The sequence below is a fragment of the Klebsiella sp. HN106 genome (assembly GCF_051209435.1).
Taxonomy (GTDB): domain Bacteria; phylum Pseudomonadota; class Gammaproteobacteria; order Enterobacterales; family Enterobacteriaceae; genus Klebsiella; species Klebsiella oxytoca.
The window spans coordinates 1139555-1157557 of record NZ_JBLURD010000001.1 but is presented as its reverse complement, the minus strand read 5'-3'; the positions used below and the strand labels follow the sequence as shown (position 1 = coordinate 1157557).

The following is an 18003-nucleotide window of genomic DNA, read 5'->3' as shown; positions in this document are numbered from 1 at the left end:
GTCAGTTCTTATTTTTATTTCCGGGAGAATGGGTCTCCCGTCAGTTATTGGGTAGCGCCCTGCATCCGCGGAGTCAGCGCGCCGTAGTCGTTAATCGTCCGGTATGTAATCTCGCGACCCGCATCGGCGGGTAAGCTGACGCTGGCTTCACCCATCGGCGGAACCAGCGCATTTTTCAGCACCCGGGTACCGGCGTTGAGTTCGGTGACCGTCAGGTAGTAGGGAGTGGGGTTGATCAGCGTAAGCGTGCCTGCGCCGCGGCGGAACTTCAGCTTTTCGGCAGCCTGATCCGGCGGCAGCGCCAGCTTTGCCGGGCGGTAATAGAGCTTGATGCGGCTGATGATCGCCAGCTGTAGCGTGTTTTCGCTGAGCTTTGATTTATCCATCGACGGGATCGCTTTGACGTTCATCCAGAACAGCGTTTCCCGATCCTGCGGCAGCTGGTTGCTGGTGGCATCAATGATGCGCAGGGTATTCTCTTTTTTTCCCTGCATGGCGAACAGCGGCGGGGTGATGACAAAGCGACCGTCCTTCGCGCCATCGGCATTCTCCACCCATGACTGAATCAAATAAGTGCTCTTTTCGTCGTTGTTGGTGACCGCCAGCTGAACCTGCTTTTGCCCGGCAGGATAGATGACGCGGGTCGCTCCCAGCGCCACGCCGGCCTGGGCCTGAGCGCTAAAACCGCTGGTGGCGAGCAGTAATAGAGCCGCCAGTAAACCGCGCATCCCGCGCCGGGTAGCCAGTGTGTATTTCATGCTTATCTCTTTCTTTTTCAAAATTATTTCCTGTTACCGGCGCTGTTTACTGGTAGGTCAGGGAGAACCATGCCTGAGCGTTGGCCGCTCCCCCGGTCACCTGATTCCCGGTGGCTCGATATTTAGCGACAAAATGCAGGGTGGTCGGGCCGGTGTGCAGCGGCGACCAGCTTCCTGGCGGCGCATTGAGCGGGATCTGGCTGCCGGTTTTATCAAACAGAGCAACGCCCACGCCGGTCGCTATCCCCGGTCCTTCGCCCACCGAGAGCACGTCCGGGTTTTTACCATCGGCAACGCCGTAAAACGCCACGCCAACGCGCTGGCTGACGGCGGTGCTGCACTCCTGCAGGTGGATATCGAAGGGGACGGGGTTAGTGTCTTCCCCGGCCGAATGAAACCGATTGCTGCTGATCTGCCCCATGTTGACCGTCATCTGGCGGTCGCCCGCTTCAACGCGGCACGACTCGGCAATAACTATCCCCTGAAAGCGCATGTTTCCGCCGGGCAGCATAACGTTCCACTGGTTACCGGCCAGCGCCAGCGGCGGGAGCAGGAATATCAACAGACCTGACTTCATCCTTTGCATCGTTATTACCCTCAGTCTTTTTCGGATAACGGGCCTTCCTGGCCCGACGTGCCTCCCTGCCTGATGAAGAAATTACTCGTACTGCACTTTAAAGGTGGCGTCCGCGTTAGCGGTACCGGCAGTCGCGACGCCTGTTGCAAAGTAGCGTGCCTGGAATGGGATGACGTTGGTACCATTGCTAAGCGTGGTTTGTGCACCGAAAGACGCGCCATCCAGCGCCAGCGGGGTGCCGGTACGGTCAAGGATCTGTACGCCGACGTTAGTCGCGCCGCCTGCGGCAGAACCCTGCAGGGCCAGTACCGTTGGGTTTGTACTGTTAATCGCCGTGCCAGCAAAAGCGATCGCGGCCTTCTCGGAAACGGTGATATCGCAATCATTCAGTTGGATGTTGAAGCCAACAGGAGAGCTGGTGCTACCCGCGGTGGCAAGTTTCGCTGAGCGCACCTGGCCTAACTGCACGGTTTGATCGAGAGAACCGGCATCAACTGCGCAGGCCGCATTAACCACTTCCCCTTTAAAATGCACCGTACCGCCGTTCACCGTAACGGTATCGGCCAGAGCCGCAGCAGAACTCAGGGACAATGCTGAAATAACGATAAGTGCTAATTTGTTCATGGTAAAACTCCTGTTTATGAATAATCCTGAAGCTATGCTTCACTTGAAAAGACATTTATTGTTGAAAAATAATTTTTGAAACGTAATCCTGTTTTTACAGCCTAATTTATTCATCAGGTTGCGGCGATGCGTATAAATAGTCTTAAGTTTCACGCCAAACTCTTCTGCGATCTCCTGGTTGCTTTCCCCTCTGCTTAACATGCTTAACATCTGCTTTTCACGCAGACTTAGCCGGAATTTAGTATGGTAATTTCCTGAGGTCTCTTTCTTTAAAAAGAAATTCAGGATACTTCGGGTATTACTTTTCTTATCAAGTACGGTTATTTTTTCAAATAGTTCGGACTTATAAAAAGCCAGGTCGCTGGATGCAAAGGCGACAATGTTCTTATTCGAGAAGTAAATCCACTCCGAACCCGTAAGATCGTTAGAGTCGAGATCTATAATCAAAAAGAAATTGTCAATAAATTCTTCTCCAAGCAGTTCAATCAGGCCCAGAGTAAAATATTTATCCTTAGATAAAATATTAGTTGATAGAGTCATATCTGAACGCGATCTCATCCTTGGGTTGACCTTTAACTCAACGTTAATAAAACCATTCAGCGAATTAAGAGTAATCTAACATTGCCCACCTCAATGAGGCATGCGGTCGATGCTCTAAAAGAGATAACGGCTGTAGATATAGGTTTGTTGTGTTTTATTATTCGAGTTTTTGCTGTTTGTTTGGTGTTTAATTTTATGTGTTGCATACAAAATAGATTTTTATAAATTAAAAATGATAGGGTGTACTTATCGTTAAACCCTGAACAATAGTCACATTCTTTGTATTGGAATTTTCTTAGGGAATATTCCTTGAGTAAACGCGATGATTTTTATCTTTAGCGTATCCGGTTTTTTTTAATTACTGAAAATATCCCGACAAGAGACTCGGGAAGTGACCTCTCCCGCTAAATTTAGAACGTTAATCATGAGGGTGATAATATCATCGTAGATAATTTCATACGTCATGAAATTAATTACGCGACGTTATCATTCCATTAGCCTTTAAATTTCTCTTTTCTACACCTCCGGAGCATTTTCAGCTCAGATTTCACGAAACCCCACTCACTCGATACGGTTATTTCTGCGTTCAGTTAATACTGATAAGCCCGGCGCGCCGCTGGTTTCGATGAGAGCTATAGTACCATTGTGATTTATTTTAGTTATATGTATTCTGTTTTATCGATTTTTAGGAACTATAATTTGGTTTATAAGTAAAATACCGTTATATACAGCACAAAATGCTATATATGCAGATGTTTTGCGGACGGTGTGCGGCTGAGGATAATTTGTAAGGCTAGTTTATGATGTACAAAATTCAAGGGACGATCTATTTCAGAAGTGATGACGGACTGATGTGGCTGGATGAGGATGCATCCGTCACGCTAACAGCAACCACCGGTCGCCTGCTTAAGTTCCTTTTAGACCACAGAGAGCATGTGATTTACAGGAATGAGATACTTGAAAAAGTGTGGGACGCACATGGGCTGCGGACGTCCAGTCATAGCCTCAATAAGTATATTTCAGATCTGAGAGCCGTTTTCAGAAACCTGGGCTGCACCGAGGAGATTATCGTTACCGTTCCGCGGGTGGGTTTTATGATATCTGCAGCCATTGTTATTGAAAGAATGGATTATCCTGCTCTCGCGGTAAATGGCGAAAGCGAAGGAGAAGCGGCGGTTGTCGGTCGGGGCATCGGTTCAAATGAGGAGAGCGAGACATATTCTGCCGGGGGGGTTAAAAAGGCCCGCTATGCACTACTTGCGCTGTGCGCGTTAGTCATGCTTTTTCTGAGCATTCAAGGCGAACTGTATCGCCCACTCTTTGCCGCAGACGAGGATGAAATCTATTTTCTGGGGAGCGTCGATTCATGCCCGGTCAGAACTTTTAACGTAATACCTCAAGGGCAGAAGCCAAAGATGATGGCCCTGGCTCAGAATCTTATTAAGAAACAAGGAATGCTGTGCTCAGGCAATAGTGTTTTTTACTTTAATGTATCAGAGTCTGTATTAAAAGCCTCTGAAGCAAGAGTATTTTTAGCCCACTGCATTAACTCAAAAGTTAAGAAAGGTGATTGGTATTCATGTGAAAACTATTACAGGCCAGATTATGAAATACCAGGATAAAATCAGGACCAAAAGCATTTACATTCTATTTCTGGTGTTGGTGATAGGGTTGATTTTTCTCTGGCTGGTAGGGCATCTTTATCGCAAAGACGACTTTGATTGCTCAGCCAACCTGAGAATTGAATCGACTTCATTTGCCTTTGATGCAAAATTTAAAACCTTCTTGCTTATGCGGGAAAATAATACCGGCTATTTTGATGTATCCGGGAAGGTGCTAGTCGATGACGTGAAGTACAACGTTGAAAGGGCGTACCATTTCAACTATGAAAAGAAAGCGAATAATATTTATCACCTAACCAATACCACAGTCTCTAAGAGAAAGGCCGACACCATGATCGAGGGTATGATGCAAAAAGTCTTTTTTAGTCCCGATCCGGATTCAGGACGCTATATCAAGATACAAAGAATGAAAAACGCCTGGATCGTTCAAAGTCTGTATTCCCCTTCGTTTATCTGTGTAACCAATTGAAGATAAAGGTTTTTAGATAATGGCGTTGTGACCAGGGGAGTGACGCTCTCCTCGTATGCGATCCGCGCTAAGGCGCTTTTATATTAAAGAAGGCCGTTTCTCTGTCAGATATCTCAGAAAGCAAAAAGCCTGCTTCAAAAGCAGGCTTCTTAAATCTGGCTCCTCTGACTGGACTCGAACCAGTGACATACGGATTAACAGTCCGCCGTTCTACCGACTGAACTACAGAGGAATCGTGTGAACGGGGCGCATATTAACGATGCCCTTCCGCCTTGTCAAAGGGTGAATCGGCTAAGATCGTTTGTTTGCTGACAATTTCAACAGAGTGCCCGTTTTTTCTGCGTCATGCCGCGTCGTGCACCGTTGCAGTGCATTTATACCCCTAATGGGGCATACCGCAATCCGCTGACCGGGCAAAAAAATCGCGCTTTGCTATCACTATCCCTTATTACGCGGCTTACAGCGGCGTTTAGCTCTCCGGCCAAAAGCTGGCAAGCAAATTGCAAAACCTTCTGCATCTAAACGGCCAGTGTTGGTACTGGTGTTCCTTACAGGAGGCAAAATGAACTTAAGACGACTGAAGTATTTCGTAAAAATCGTCGATATCGGCAGTCTGACCCAGGCCGCTGAAGTCTTGCACATCGCACAACCGGCGCTGAGCCAGCAGGTTGCGACCCTGGAAGGCGAGCTGGACCAGCAGTTGTTGATTCGCACCAAACGCGGCGTCACGCCGACCGAAGCGGGCAAGATCTTGTATACCCACGCCCGTACTATTCTGCGCCAGTGCGAGCAGGCGCAGCTGGCGGTAAATAATGTCGGTCAAACGCTAAGTGGCCAGGTATCGATTGGCCTGGCGCCTGGCACGGCGGCTTCGGCCATCACTATGCCGCTGCTGCAAACGGTGCGTAACGAGCTGCCGGAAGTGATGGTCTATCTCCAGGAAAGTAGCGGAACCCTCCTCAACGATAAGCTTATCGACGGTCAGCTGGATATGGCCGTACTTTATGAACGTTCCCCGGTTGCCGGGATCATCAGCCAGCCGCTGCTAAAAGAAGATCTCTACCTGGTCGGTACCCGGGATTGTCCGGGGCAGAGCGTGGATCTGACGGCGGTCGCGGAGATGAATCTGTTCTTGCCGCGCGATTACAGCGCCGTTCGCGCAAGGGTGACCGAAGCCTTCACCCTGCGTCGCTTATCGGCCAAAATTATCGGTGAAATTGAATCCATTACCACCCTGACGGCAGCCATTGCCAGCGGCATGGGCGTCACCGTTCTGCCGGAGTCCGCCGCCCGTTCGTTGTGCAGCGCGGCCAACGGCTGGATGGCGCGCATCAGCACGCCGTCAATGAGCCTGTCGCTGTCGCTCAATATGTCGGCTCGCGGCAGTCTGTCGCCGCAGGCGCAGGCGGTGAAGGAGATCCTGATGTCGCTGGTGAGTCGCCCGTCGCTGGAGAATCGTGAATTACAGTTAGTCAGTTGAGCTATATTCCTGAATGGAATAAGTTGCTGGTTTTTATTATTTGTTAGCAAGGACAACAGACTTTAACAATAGAGCATATGTTATGTCTGATAGCCCGGAGGAAAGGGTGAACTTCCAGCAGCTCAAAATTATTCGTGAAGCGGCCCGTCAGGATTACAACCTGACGGAAGTCGCCAATATGCTCTATACATCGCAGTCGGGCGTTAGCCGCCATATTCGTGAACTGGAAGAAGAGCTGGGGATCGAGATTTTTATCCGCCGCGGCAAACGTCTGCTGGGGATGACCGAGCCGGGCAAAGCGTTGCTGTCGATTGCCGAGCGTATCCTCAATGAAGCCAGCAACGTTCGTCGCCTGGCGGACCTGTTTACCAACGATGCCTCCGGCGTCTTAACCATCGCCACTACGCATACCCAGGCGCGCTATAGCCTGCCGCCGGTGATTAAAGCCTTCCGTGAACTCTTTTCTGATGTCCGTCTTGAACTGGTTCAGGGAACGCCGCAGGAAATTGAAACGCTGCTGCACAACGGCGGCGCGGATATTGGTATCGCCAGCGAGCGTCTGAGCAACGATCCGACGCTGGTGGCTTTTCCCTGGTTCCGCTGGCACCACAGTCTGCTGGTTCCTAAAGATCATCCGCTGACCCAGGTGACGCCGTTGACCCTCGAGGCGATTGCCCGTTGGCCGCTCATCACCTATCGCCAGGGCATAACCGGCCGTTCACGCATCGATGAAGCCTTTAACCGTAAAGGGTTGATGCCGGATATCGTATTGAGCGCACAGGACTCAGACGTCATCAAAACCTACGTTGAGCTGGGGCTGGGCGTGGGGCTGGTGGCGGAACAGTCGGGAGATGAGCGGGAGTCTGATACCTTTACGCGTCTTGATACCCGCCATCTGTTCGATGCCAATACCGTCTGGCTGGGCCTGAAGCGCGGACAGCTGCAGCGAAATTACGTCTGGCGTTTTATTGAACTCTGTAATGCAGGCCTGTCGCTGGAGGAGATTAAACGCCAGGCGATGGAGCCGGAAGAGGCGGCGATCGATTATCAAATTTAGCAGGATGATAAATCAGATATGACATAGCAAACGAAGCTATAATTCATTCACGATAATCGCCACAGAGGAAGGGAAATTGTGCGGCGCGTGAAACTGCTTTGTTCTTTTATTATGCTTCTCACCAGCCAGAGCGCTCTGGCGGTGAGCTACCCGCTGCCGCCGGAAGGAAGCCGTCTGGTAGGCAGCCCGTTGACCATCACGATTCCGCAGAACAATACCCAGCCGCTTGAGGCCTTTGCCGCTCAGTACGGCCAGGGCCTGAGCAATATGCTGGAAGCCAACCCGGGCGTCGATGTGTTCCTGCCCAAATCGGGCACCACGCTGGTGGTGCCGCAGCAGCTTATCCTGCCCGCCACGGTTCGCAACGGCATTGTGATCAACGTTGCTGAAATGCGCCTTTACTACTATCCGCCTGAAGGCACAACGGTCGAGGTTCTGCCGATTGGTATTGGCCAGGCAGGGCGCGAAACCCCGCGTAACTGGGTGACCGCCGTTGAGCGTAAGCAGGAGGCGCCAACCTGGACGCCAACCGCCAATACTCGCCGGGAATATGCCAGCCGGGGCGAAAGTCTGCCGGCATTTGTGCCGGCCGGGCCGGATAACCCGATGGGACTGTACGCCATTTATATCGGCAGGCTGTACGCCATTCATGGCACCAACGCCAATTTCGGCATTGGCCTGCGGGTGAGCCAGGGCTGCATTCGCTTGCGCAATGACGACATCAAGTACCTGTTTGATACCGTTCCGGTAGGCACGCGGGTGCAGATTATCGATCAGCCGGTGAAATATACCGCCGAGCCGGACGGTAGCCGCTGGGTTGAAGTTCATGAGCCGCTGTCGCGAAACCGCGCGGAGTATGAATCGGACCGCAAGGTACCGCTTCCCGTCACGCCGGCGATGCAGGCTTTTGTGAAGGGCGAGGGCGTTGATGTGAATCGCGCCGGGCAAGCGCTTGAACGCCGCTCCGGTATGCCGGTGGAGATTGGCCGTTCAGCGTTGTAAGCCGGCAGCGGCTGGTCGCCTTTTCCTGCAAACTCGCAGCAACAGAACGCGCCCGTGGTTTTCGGGCGCCATCGGTTGTCGTGAATAGCGCTCTTTATTATTCCGCTTTAACTCATCTCAGCGATAGGGATGTTTTTTAAACGCAGCATGATTTTCAAATAATTCGGCAAGCGACTGAATGTGACGAAACTCTTGCGCATCAACAATATCGGGGATCCTGGCCTGAATAAAGGTCCAGATAACCGTACTCGTCACGGCAACCTGATCGGGGTCCGTGGCAATCGGACGATCTTCCAGTAGCGTATTCCATTCCCTGCAGGCCGCTAGCAGTTGACGGGTAATGCGCTCTATCCACGGATGATGCTGTTTTTCCGTCGGGCGAAGATGATGTTCATACACATTTTGCACCGCCTTCTCACCCGCGGCGAGCATAAAGCCCAGTACCTGCAGGTCTCTTGCCAGCGCATCCGCAGCGATCGGCAGGAGTTTTCGCTCCCTGGCAGCCTGTGCTTCGAAATAGTCCAGTATCAGCGATGAATCCATCAGACGTATTCCGTTATCCAGCACCAACGTCGGCGCTTTGACCGCAGGGTTGATCTGCGAAAACGCGTCAAAGCTGCTGAATACCGACAGCGGATGGCTTTCAAACTCGACGCCGTAAAGTTCAAGAGAAATCGCCACGCGCCTTACATAAGGAGAGTCCATCATGCCAATAAGCTTATTCATGATTCCTGTTTTCCTGTGCTGGTGAAATATGCTGGGGTTAACGCTTCGTTACTGACGATGAAAAGACAGTACAGTAAATTCATTCAGGCGAATATCTTCAGTATCTTACGGGTTAGGTTAGTATTACTGGCAGGTTATGGGTCACCTTTTAAGCGTCACGGTGAGGGAGTAGTAACATGGCGGATTTTCCCCCGATTGCGAGTTTACGTAGTTTTGAAGCCGTGGCTCGTCTTGGCAGCGTTACGCTGGCGGCGAAAGAACTACACGTTACGCACTCAGCTATCAGTCAGCAGATTAAAGTGCTGGAGGAGAGGGTCGGCTTAAAGCTGTTTATTCGTCACGGTCGCGGCCTGCAGATTAATGAAGAGGGACGACTCTACGCCTTGCAGGTACGCGAGGCCCTGAACCATATCGCGGACGCCACCCGACTGGTGCAGGTAAAGCCCCGCAGACAGGAGCTGACGATAGCGGTGGTACCCTCTTTTGGAGGCCACTGGCTTTTGCCTCGTCTTGAGCGGTTTCGGGCGAAATACCCTCAAATCACGCTGCGAATACAGGCAAACCTGGCGGTCACTCATCTGCAGCAGGAAGGGGCAGATTTGGCCATCCGCATGGGAAAAGGGGACTGGGAAGGCACGGAGAGTCATTATCTTTTCTCCGATGAGCTTATCGTTGTGGCTGCTCCATCTTATAACGGCGGTGAGCTACCCCGTACGCCGTCAGAGATAGCGCAGAGCAAGATTATCTTTTCCATGGAATCGTGGAAAACCTGGTGTATCAAGGCAGGGCTTGAAAGAGAGATTGTGCCCGGCGGGCTATGCATAAACGACTCAAATCTGGTGCTGGAGGCCGTCCGGCTCGGTAAAGGTGTTGCGCTGGAACGCCGATCTTTAGTCCAGGATGCTATTGCCCGAGGAGAGCTGGAACAGCTTACCCCTTTCGCCGCGCCTTATCCGTGGCCTTACTGGCTGGTCTCATCGCAAGTTGCAGAAAAGAAAAACGAAGCTGTGCTTTTTAAGGACTGGCTTAGTGAGGAGGTTGTCGCCTGGCGTCAGCAAACGGCAAAGGGAGAAGAGAGATAAGAGACATTTTTTGGTAAACAGTGAAGGTGAGTGTTTTTCTGACGGCTCCCGCAACATTATTCCGCGTAAGTGAGCTTTCACCTTCAGCTGCGCACAGCGCTACCCTTCCGGATGTATGACACTCCAGGACCTCGATCATTATGAACTATGTCGTGGTTATCTGTTCCTTGCTCAAAAGCGCTCCTGATAACGAAAAAAGTTATTGATCTCGCGACTTTCAACAATTTACATCTGAGTGAGTGTAACACGCACTATATGTCTTATTGGTAATTAAATTTTAAAATAGAAAAAAGTGATTTTATTAACTTGCTGTTTTCTTTAGATTTAAATTTTTAAGCTATGTGTTTTGATTTCTTTTTTGCAATTACTTTTACTGGTGGTATAGTTATTACAGACCACAGATGGTAAAAGGATTACGCTCATCATGCGACCGAAAGAAGTTCAGGCATCGGCAGTCAGTACGATGTTCAGAGATGAAAGTAGAGGTTTGCTTTCCAGTAAAGTCGTTATTGTTCTCGGTTTACTTAGCGCCGTTGCTGCATTATCCACTGATATGTACTTGCCTTTATTTCCAGCTATCGCTAGCGATCTGCATACGACGCCTGACAAAGTTCAGCTTAGCATCACCGCTTTTATGGTGGGCTTAGGTATTGGGCAGCTGTTTATTGGACCATTATCCGATCATTACGGCAGACGTAAATTATTGCTGGGCGGGATGGCCCTATTAACCATCGCTTCATTAGCTGGCGCTATATCTACGAACATTCAGCTGCTCATTGTTACACGGTTCTTTCAGGGACTGGGAGGAGCGGCTGGTATCGTTCTTTCCCGAGCAATTATTTCTGATCTGTGCCCGGGGACTAAAGCCGCTCGATATTTTAATCTGGTGCTAGCGATACAGGGGATCGCCCCTGTTATTGCACCATTACTTGGAGGAGTGGCTGCATGGTTTATCTGGCCGGTGGTTTTTGTTTTTATGGCTACAATATCATTAGTTTCCACTCTGCTCAGTAGTCATTTTATTAGCGAAACCTTACCCCGTCATCAGCGATTACCTTTCAATCTGAATGAGTTTATCAGTCAGTTTATCGAGTTGCTAAGCAATAAGAAATATATTGGTTATACTCTAATTTTTTCAATCCAGTTTGGGGCGCTATTTGCTTATATATCAGCATCACCATTTATCTATCAATCGACGTTCGATTTATCCTCAGGAAAGTTCGCTGTAATATTCTCTATCAACGCCGGAGCAATGATGTTTGGTAGTATAGTCAGCGCTCGCTATGTTATGAAATTTGGTGAAGATAACCTCATAACCATGGGGGTGATAAGCACGCTGGTGATATCTATATTGCTTTGTATCGTTGACAATATTTCTCATTTCCAGTTTGAGATCGCGGCGGTACTACTGTTAATGATGATGTTTACTATGGCTTTGACATTTGGCAATGCCGCGAGTATGGCCATGGCGGCATCCTCTCACTTAAAGGGAACGGGTTCTGCTATTTTAGGGGCTTTTCAGTTTGGTATCGCTGCGATAACCCCGTCACTGCTTGGATTTGGAGACCCGTTGTCATTACTGCCGATGTCGCTGATTATCGCGGGATGTTGTTTAATTGCCATCATGGCATTGTTATTGACAGGTAAAAAAGGATAGTGTGATGAAAACCCATGACGCTATAAAAATCATTGGTGCAAGGCAAAATAATTTGCAAGATATTGATGTAGAGGTCCCTAAAAATAAAATAACAGTTTTTACCGGTGTTTCCGGATCGGGAAAAAGTTCTTTAGTATTCGGAACTATAGCGGCGGAATCTCAGCGACAGTTAAATGACACGTTTCCACCTTTTATTCGCCATCGCTTACCACATTATGGTAATCCTGAAGTCGATGAAATTGAAAACCTGTCGGTGGCCATTATTATTGACCAAAAACGTATTGGTGGCAACGCACGTTCGACGGTGGGCACCGCATCAGATATTTATACCCTACTACGGCTACTCTTTTCTCGTGTCGGCGAACCTTTCGTAGGTTATTCGAATGTTTTTTCATTCAATCATCCTGCGGGGATGTGTGCGACATGCGACGGGTTGGGCATTGCCAGTACTATTGATATCAACCATCTGATTGATTCAAATCTGTCGTTAAATGAAGGAGCTATTCGTTATCCTTCTTTTGCGCCAGGCTCATGGCGCTGGAAACGTTATGTTTATTCAGGACTTTTTGATGCCGATAAAAAAATCGCGGATTATTCAAAAGAGGAGCGAGAATTATTACTTTATGCGGATAATCTCACTCCTGAAGCGCCGTTAGCCGGTTGGCCTAAGAGTGCAAAGTTTGAAGGCGTCATTACGCGCTTTACGCGAAGTTATTTAAAACAAGAAACTAAAGATACTAAAACTGAGGAATTTCAGCGAGTCGTTAGTTTGCAGGTTTGCCCTTCTTGTCAGGGTATGAGGCTTAACGAGGAAATACTTTCCTGCCGGATTAGAGGGAAAAATATTGGCGAATGCGCAACGCTGCCTGTCACAGAGTTAAAGCTGTTTGTAGAAAAGCTCGATTATCCTGAAGTCAGGCCGCTGATCGAAGCATTGCTGGAAAGGTTGGATGCCATGTGTGCAGTAGGCTTGGGATATCTGGATTTGAACCGTACGACCCCTAGCTTATCGGGCGGTGAGTCCCAGCGGTTGAAAATGGTCCGACATCTGGGAAGTAGTCTGACCGGGATCGTTTATATAATTGATGAACCCAGTACCGGCCTGCATCCAGCAGATATAGTGAAATTGAATGTTTTAATTGGAAAACTACGCGACAAAGGCAATACCATTCTGATGGTGGAGCACGACCCGGACATGATAGCGATAGCCGAGCATATTATTGATTTAGGGCCAGGAGCGGGTAAGCAAGGCGGGAATATTGTCTTTGAGGGCGACCTGTCGGCACTTAAGCAATCCCAAACCTTGACGGGTCGATATTTCTCTTCACGGGCAGAGATAAATAAGAAACCGAGATGTGCCAAGGGTTATATATCGGTAAGAAACGCCACATTGCATAATCTGCATAACTTATCGGTAGACGTGCCTTTAAGCGTTATGGTCGCTGTGACGGGAGTTGCCGGATCGGGCAAAAGTTCATTCGTTATGGGGGCCCTGGCGCCACAATGTCCGGAGGCGATCGTTATCGATCAAAAACCGATACATACCTCAATTCGATCGCATATTGCTTCCTGGTGCGGTGCATATGATACGATCCGTTCGCTGTTTGCCGAAAAAAACCAGGTGTCAGCGTCGTGGTTTAGCGCTAATGCCAAAGGGGCCTGTCCGGAATGTAATGGGCTAGGGGTAATACAAACCGATCTGGCATTTATGGATACGGTTACGTTGCCATGTGAGGCCTGCCAGGGGCAGCGCTATAACCCACAAGCGCTGAAATATCGTTATCAGGGAAAAAATATTGCTGAGGTATTATCCCTGTCGATTAATGATGCCGGCGAATTTTTCCTGAATGAGCCACAGCTCAGGCCAATTTTTCGTAGCCTGGTCGAAGTCGGGTTGGGATATTTACGCTTGGGTGAATCGTTAAATCATCTTTCAGGCGGTGAATGCCAGCGGCTGAAGTTAGCGTCACAATTAAATCATGATAGTGACATGTATATTTTCGATGAGCCAACCACGGGTCTTCATCCCAGTGATGTAGCCTCGCTGTTGAAACTATTTAACCGACTGGTAGCGCGCGGAAACACCGTCATTATTATTGAACATAATATGGAGTTGATCGCTCAGGCTGACTGGATTATTGATATTGGACCTTATGCCGGGCAAGCAGGGGGGGAATTATTGTTTAGCGGTACACCCGGATCGATGCTGGCCTGTCGCCATTCTTTAACCGCAGAGTGGTTGCGCAAACATTGCCGGATGGAGTGAGAAATGGTGGTCGGGACAGCCAGTAGAGACTGGCAATAATGTGATGCATGCCCATTATTATACTGATGTATTGTCCCGTTAATCTTATTCGTCTAAAGGCCAGTGGTAATCGCGATCCAGCCAGCCATCCAGGTCATAATCCATCATACATTGTTCGGCGAAACCTTTATATTCTTGTACCTGCCCCGACATCTGTGCGGCGAGTCATTCATCTCTTTAAAGAGAATTTGTTGGATACTGGCGATAACGCCTATGGTAATCCAGAGACGACTAAGCGTATTACACAACTGGGCTTGCGCTTTCCTGAACTGTCGGAGGAGACTTTCAAACGTATGATTGTTTATTTCCAGCGGCAGAAAGAAATTGTCTAGCAAGACGTTTATCAATTTCATCAAGAGGATAATACAATGGTTCCAGCACTATTTGATAAATATATTTCGGCAGTGATGGAGAAGTCATCGGATAAGCTGGCATCCCTTTTCTCTGTTAATGGACGTTTGTCGTTGCCTTTCCGTCGCAATAGAGAGGTGATTGTTGGCCGTGAAAATATTCGCTTACACTATGCTAATGGCTTTGGCGTTGCGCCCTTACGCTTTACCTCTATAGAGGATGAACGATTCCACTATACGAATAATCCCGATGTCGTCATTGTTGAATATAAACTACATGGGAATACTCTGCCAGATGGGAAACAGTTCTCTTTGTTATATGTTAATGTGATTGAAATGAATGATGGCAAGATAACTGAATTAATAGATTATGAGGATGTTTTGAACAGAGAATATATCTTTCAGGATTAACAGGATGATTCTTATGTTATCAATGGGGGCGAAGGTTAGGATAACTTTTCCTTCCTTGAAGGGTTATGGTAAAATGGTAAGCTTAACTTATTGTATACGGCATCAGGAGAATGTATGGAAATGAATAAAAAAGTGGCTAGTGGTTCCGAGCGCGAAATATCATTGAATCGTCAATTTGAAGATGCCTTAGGGAATTTGCAATGCGTACTTGTTGCACGTCGATCGCTGATTAATCCTGATGGTATTAACTGGCCGCAATACGATACGTTGTATATTTTACGTCAGTTCCAGCCGATGACTCCAAGCGCAATTGGTGAAAAGCTCGGATTTGCGCGTAGTAAAATGTCCAAGATCCTGCGGATGTTGAAAGATAAGCACTTTGTTGAGCAGGAGTCGGCAGAAAGCGACAAGCGAGAAATGCTGACGAGGATTACGGAAAAGGGTATTGAATTCCTGAATTCTGCAGAGTCCAGCAGGCGCATAATGGCTGAGCAGGTGGCATCCTGCATGTCGCAGGGAGAGATTGCTATTTTCGCTGAGCTTTGTACAAGGGCTGCCAATATATTACACGAGAATATTAAAGGTAAACTCGAAGATACCAGTGAAAATTAATAAAGTTTATGGTGATGAAGCGTTAAACGGAGCGCTGGCGTGGTATTCTCTTTGCCGAATATGGAATCGAATATATGGCATCGAAATTGTGCTAAAACGTTGCTATGCGACGATGGTGAAAGTGGACCCGATACTCCGATACTAGGAAAAGATTTTTACCGCAGATGGTAAAAAAATGCTGAGTCGTATCGTTAATATTTTGTTTGCTAAAACCTTGTCTCATTGCAACGTGCGTTGATGTGCCCGAAACAGGCTTGAGCGGATAGTTTTCTGTCAATATAAAATCAAAGCTGTCTGGCATACTGGCGATAATGGGAGCAGGCCATTGCTCGGATCATGGCCGCAGTTTTTATTTTTCACATAATAGCCTTCAATCGTATCCTCTCGTTTAGCGTATTCTCGCACTACGTCTGGTGAGGACAGGAGTTTTGACGAATACCTGTAGCAGATATTTCTTTACTTTCAATATATCGATGAATAAATGTGAAAGTAGCAGGTATGCAACTGGTGCATTTTGTTCTCTTCCATCATTGCCCCCGCAAAACAGACAGCCGAGTAAATGATTGCCCCTGCTGATAATGATCGATTCAGCTCTTGCGTACAGAGAAATGATCCCGCTACCGGGTGCATCTGAGGTGCTCAAGCACGGAACGGCCACTCGATGCAGATCTGCCGTCAGGATTAACCAGAAGATAACGTTCGTGCTATGTGAAAATCTTCGCAGGCTTCAGGCTGACAATTGGCGTGTTGTTAAGGGAGAAGTGGGACATGCTATGCGCAACAAAGATAGTGCCCGCATTTCCCGGCACGGAGGAGAAAAAACCAGAAATGCACCGGGATGTGTTCCCATGCTAGCCTGTTGAATCAATATCTGAAAAAGATTCGCAAGGATAGCTGAAAACAGGAATTTGGCTCCTCTGACTGGACTCGAACCAGTGACATACGGATTAACAGTCCGCCGTTCTACCGACTGAACTACAGAGGAATCGTTGTGGAGTCGTATCTTAGCGGCGAAAAAACTTTTGTCAAACATCAATTCGCCTTCCGCCGCGCAACTGGCGCATCCATCAACAAATTGTTGTTATTAGCGACAATCTATCGGGAAAAATGCTTTGCAGGATTAGCTTTTCTCTATCATCATTTGAAATGTAGTTTCAACTTTTCTCACTAAGGTCTCCCTTGAACGTCACCTCCGCATTACGCCAGTCCGTCGAACGCACGTCCTGGTTTAAAAAACGCAAGACCTATCGCGTCCTCTACTGGCGTGAAATCAGTCCTCTTGCGGTCCCGATTTTGCTGGAAAACGCCTGCGTGTTGCTGATGGGCGTGCTGAGTACTTTTTTGGTCAGCTGGCTCGGTAAAGAAGCGATGGCGGGCGTTGGCCTGGCCGATAGCTTCAACATGGTGATCATGTCTTTTTTTGCCGCCATCGATCTCGGTACGACCGTGGTGGTAGCCTTCAGTCTGGGCAAGCGTGACCGGCGGCGGGCAAGGGCGGCAGCGCGACAGTCGCTGGCGATAATGACCCTGTTCTCGATTATTCTCGCGGCGGTTATCCATGCTTTTGGCGCGGAAATTATTAATTTTGTCGCCGGAGATGCGACAGAAGAAGTGAAAGGCCTGGCGCTGACCTATCTTGAGCTAACGGTGTTGAGCTATCCGGCAGCGGCAATCGCCCTGATCGGCAGCGGTGCGCTGCGCGGAGCCGGAACCACTAAAATTCCGCTGTTGATCAACGGCGGGATGAATATTCTGAATATCATTATCAGCAGCATCCTGATTTACGGCATTTTTTCGTGGCCCGGCATGGGGTTTGTCGGCGCGGGTCTGGGATTAACCATCGCCCGCTATATTGGCGCGGTGGCTACTATCTGGGTATTAATGATCGGCTTTAACCCGGCGCTGCGCATTTCGCTGAAGAGCTACTTTAAGCCGTTCAACTTCGCCATTATCTGGGAAGTGATGGGCATTGGTATTCCCGCCAGCATTGAATCGGTTTTGTTCAACGGCGGCAAGCTGCTGACTCAGATGTTCGTTGCCGGGATGGGGACTAACGTGATTGCCGGCAACTTTATCGCCTTCTCCGTGGCTGCGCTGATTAACCTGCCCGGGAACGCCCTGGGTTCCGCATCGACAATTATTACCGGCAGGCGTCTCGGAAAAGGGCAGATCGGCCAGGCTGAACGTCAGGCGTGGCACGTCTTCTGGCTATCGACGATCGTATTGACGCTGATCGCCTGGGGAACCGCGCCGTTTGCCGGCCTGATCGCTTCGTTCTATACCAGCGAAGAGGATGTCAAGGTGGTGGTGAAAGAGCTGCTGTGGCTCAACGCCTTCTTTATGCCGATTTGGGCGATGGCCTGGACGCTGCCGTGCGCCTTTAAAGGCGCACGTGACGTGCGCTACACCATGTGGGTATCCATGCTCGGCATGTGGGGCTGTCGCGTCGTGGCAGGCTACACGCTGGGGATTGTGCTGGGTATGGGGGTGATTGGCGTCTGGTTGGGGATGGTGCTTGATTGGGCGGTGCGCGGCGTTTTGTTTTACTGTCGAATGGTCAGCGGGCGGTGGCTGTGGAAATATCCGCGTACCAAAGCGCAGGCAGAGGAGAATCAGGCGCAGGCTGAATAGGCGAGTGATAAGCGGATAAACGCTACTTTTTGCGCAAAGTGGAGGATTTTTCGGCAAACGATTTGAAATGTGCAAACAGCCTTTGACAAGATCGGGCGTC

The 18003-nt window shown here is 49.1% G+C and carries 17 protein-coding genes and 2 tRNA genes; 12 read left to right on the top strand and 7 right to left on the bottom strand.

The annotated features are described in order from the left end of the window. Positions 1–44: 44 nt before the first annotated feature. The 4 genes from ACSIPU_RS05475 to ACSIPU_RS05460 all read right to left on the bottom strand — a co-directional run bounded on the left by ACSIPU_RS05475 (position 45) and on the right by ACSIPU_RS05460 (position 2499). Positions 45–728, bottom strand: coding sequence for a fimbria/pilus periplasmic chaperone (locus tag ACSIPU_RS05475; protein ID WP_194308165.1), 684 nt, complete (start codon positions 726–728; stop codon positions 45–47). Positions 729–804: 76 nt separating this feature from the next. Beyond that, entirely contained in the window at positions 805–1344 is a 540-nt protein-coding gene (locus tag ACSIPU_RS05470) for a fimbrial protein (protein WP_004103578.1), read from the bottom strand. Between the two features lie 72 nt (positions 1345–1416). Further along, positions 1417–1959, bottom strand: a complete 543-nt coding sequence (fimA, locus tag ACSIPU_RS05465; RefSeq protein WP_004103576.1) for a type 1 fimbrial major subunit FimA — start codon at positions 1957–1959, stop codon at positions 1417–1419. Positions 1960–1998: 39 nt separating this feature from the next. After that, positions 1999–2499, bottom strand: coding sequence for a helix-turn-helix transcriptional regulator (locus ACSIPU_RS05460; protein ID WP_016808355.1), 501 nt, complete (start codon positions 2497–2499; stop codon positions 1999–2001). Positions 2500–3299: 800 nt separating this feature from the next. Between ACSIPU_RS05460 and ACSIPU_RS05455 the strand changes: the two genes are divergently transcribed. Both ACSIPU_RS05455 and ACSIPU_RS05450 read left to right on the top strand, forming a co-directional pair. Continuing rightward, positions 3300–4121 (top strand): winged helix-turn-helix domain-containing protein, encoded by an 822-nt coding sequence (locus ACSIPU_RS05455; protein ID WP_196557472.1) that lies wholly within the window; start codon positions 3300–3302, stop codon positions 4119–4121. Then, positions 4105–4590, top strand: coding sequence for a hypothetical protein (locus ACSIPU_RS05450; RefSeq protein ID WP_004103572.1), 486 nt, complete (start codon positions 4105–4107; stop codon positions 4588–4590). The genes ACSIPU_RS05455 and ACSIPU_RS05450 overlap by 17 nt, the downstream gene beginning before the upstream one ends. 156 nt (positions 4591–4746) lie before the next feature. Here ACSIPU_RS05450 and ACSIPU_RS05445 read toward each other — a convergent pair. Next, positions 4747–4822, bottom strand: a tRNA-Asn gene (locus tag ACSIPU_RS05445). Positions 4823–5152: 330 nt separating this feature from the next. Between ACSIPU_RS05445 and nac the strand changes: the two genes are divergently transcribed. The 3 genes from nac (at position 5153) to ldtA (ending at position 8129) form a co-directional block, all read left to right on the top strand. After that, positions 5153–6070, top strand: coding sequence for a nitrogen assimilation transcriptional regulator NAC (nac, locus tag ACSIPU_RS05440; RefSeq protein WP_004113879.1), 918 nt, complete (start codon positions 5153–5155; stop codon positions 6068–6070). A 106-nt stretch (positions 6071–6176) separates the two neighbouring features. Then, a complete protein-coding gene (cbl, locus tag ACSIPU_RS05435) occupies positions 6177–7127 on the top strand; it encodes an HTH-type transcriptional regulator Cbl (protein WP_016808354.1) in 951 nt (316 codons plus the stop codon). A 78-nt stretch (positions 7128–7205) separates the two neighbouring features. Then, the gene (gene ldtA, locus ACSIPU_RS05430) at positions 7206–8129 is read left to right on the top strand and encodes a L,D-transpeptidase (protein ID WP_004103567.1); all 924 of its coding nucleotides are present in this window, start codon (positions 7206–7208) and stop codon (positions 8127–8129) included. A gap of 117 nt (positions 8130–8246) precedes the next feature. Here the strand turns inward: ldtA and ACSIPU_RS05425 are convergent, their stop codons facing one another. Next, positions 8247–8855 (bottom strand): glutathione S-transferase family protein, encoded by a 609-nt coding sequence (locus ACSIPU_RS05425; RefSeq protein ID WP_004103565.1) that lies wholly within the window; start codon positions 8853–8855, stop codon positions 8247–8249. 176 nt (positions 8856–9031) lie between these two features. Here ACSIPU_RS05425 and ACSIPU_RS05420 point away from each other — a divergent pair, with 176 nt between their 5' ends. The 5 genes from ACSIPU_RS05420 (at position 9032) to ACSIPU_RS05400 (ending at position 15272) form a co-directional block, all read left to right on the top strand. Continuing rightward, positions 9032–9937: a LysR substrate-binding domain-containing protein gene (locus tag ACSIPU_RS05420; protein ID WP_004113877.1), complete on the top strand. Its 906-nt coding sequence runs from the start codon at positions 9032–9034 to the stop codon at positions 9935–9937. 424 nt (positions 9938–10361) lie between these two features. Continuing rightward, on the top strand, positions 10362–11594 hold the full coding sequence (locus ACSIPU_RS05415; RefSeq protein WP_016808352.1) for a multidrug effflux MFS transporter: 1233 nt from the start codon (positions 10362–10364) through the stop codon (positions 11592–11594). Between the two features lie 4 nt (positions 11595–11598). After that, positions 11599–13860, top strand: a complete 2262-nt coding sequence (locus ACSIPU_RS05410; protein ID WP_196557473.1) for an ATP-binding cassette domain-containing protein — start codon at positions 11599–11601, stop codon at positions 13858–13860. Positions 13861–14267: 407 nt separating this feature from the next. Then, a complete protein-coding gene (locus ACSIPU_RS05405; protein ID WP_024274430.1) occupies positions 14268–14660 on the top strand; it encodes a nuclear transport factor 2 family protein in 393 nt (130 codons plus the stop codon). Between the two features lie 114 nt (positions 14661–14774). Next, a complete protein-coding gene (locus ACSIPU_RS05400) occupies positions 14775–15272 on the top strand; it encodes a MarR family winged helix-turn-helix transcriptional regulator (RefSeq protein ID WP_004103545.1) in 498 nt (165 codons plus the stop codon). 909 nt (positions 15273–16181) lie between these two features. On the opposite strand, the gene ACSIPU_RS05395 is transcribed toward ACSIPU_RS05400, so the two are convergent. Next, a tRNA-Asn gene (locus ACSIPU_RS05395) sits at positions 16182–16257 on the bottom strand. Between the two features lie 6 nt (positions 16258–16263). Here ACSIPU_RS05395 and ACSIPU_RS05390 point away from each other — a divergent pair. Then, positions 16264–16443, top strand: a complete 180-nt coding sequence (locus ACSIPU_RS05390; RefSeq protein WP_219620557.1) for a DUF5951 family protein — start codon at positions 16264–16266, stop codon at positions 16441–16443. Between the two features lie 8 nt (positions 16444–16451). After that, the gene (locus ACSIPU_RS05385; protein WP_016808344.1) at positions 16452–17903 is read left to right on the top strand and encodes an EmmdR/YeeO family multidrug/toxin efflux MATE transporter; all 1452 of its coding nucleotides are present in this window, start codon (positions 16452–16454) and stop codon (positions 17901–17903) included. The last annotated feature ends 100 nt before the right edge of the window (positions 17904–18003 follow it).

What these genes read in the sequence shown, in the direction of transcription:
- ACSIPU_RS05400 (WP_004103545.1), top strand. Translation starts at nt 14,775, where the DNA reads ATGGAAATGAATAAAAAAGTGGCTAGTGGTTCCGAGCGCGAAATATCA.
- ACSIPU_RS05450 (WP_004103572.1), top strand. Translation starts at nt 4,105, where the DNA reads ATGAAATACCAGGATAAAATCAGGACCAAAAGCATTTACATTCTATTT.
- ACSIPU_RS05420 (WP_004113877.1), top strand. Translation starts at nt 9,032, where the DNA reads ATGGCGGATTTTCCCCCGATTGCGAGTTTACGTAGTTTTGAAGCCGTG.
- ACSIPU_RS05405 (WP_024274430.1), top strand. Translation starts at nt 14,268, where the DNA reads ATGGTTCCAGCACTATTTGATAAATATATTTCGGCAGTGATGGAGAAG.
- ACSIPU_RS05475 (WP_194308165.1), bottom strand. Translation starts at nt 728, where the DNA reads ATGCGCGGTTTACTGGCGGCTCTATTACTGCTCGCCACCAGCGGTTTT.
- ACSIPU_RS05455 (WP_196557472.1), top strand. Translation starts at nt 3,300, where the DNA reads ATGATGTACAAAATTCAAGGGACGATCTATTTCAGAAGTGATGACGGA.
- ACSIPU_RS05410 (WP_196557473.1), top strand. Translation starts at nt 11,599, where the DNA reads ATGAAAACCCATGACGCTATAAAAATCATTGGTGCAAGGCAAAATAAT.
- ACSIPU_RS05470 (WP_004103578.1), bottom strand. Translation starts at nt 1,344, where the DNA reads ATGCAAAGGATGAAGTCAGGTCTGTTGATATTCCTGCTCCCGCCGCTG.
- ACSIPU_RS05415 (WP_016808352.1), top strand. Translation starts at nt 10,362, where the DNA reads ATGCGACCGAAAGAAGTTCAGGCATCGGCAGTCAGTACGATGTTCAGA.
- ACSIPU_RS05460 (WP_016808355.1), bottom strand. Translation starts at nt 2,499, where the DNA reads ATGACTCTATCAACTAATATTTTATCTAAGGATAAATATTTTACTCTG.
- nac (WP_004113879.1), top strand. Translation starts at nt 5,153, where the DNA reads ATGAACTTAAGACGACTGAAGTATTTCGTAAAAATCGTCGATATCGGC.
- ACSIPU_RS05425 (WP_004103565.1), bottom strand. Translation starts at nt 8,855, where the DNA reads ATGAATAAGCTTATTGGCATGATGGACTCTCCTTATGTAAGGCGCGTG.
- fimA (WP_004103576.1), bottom strand. Translation starts at nt 1,959, where the DNA reads ATGAACAAATTAGCACTTATCGTTATTTCAGCATTGTCCCTGAGTTCT.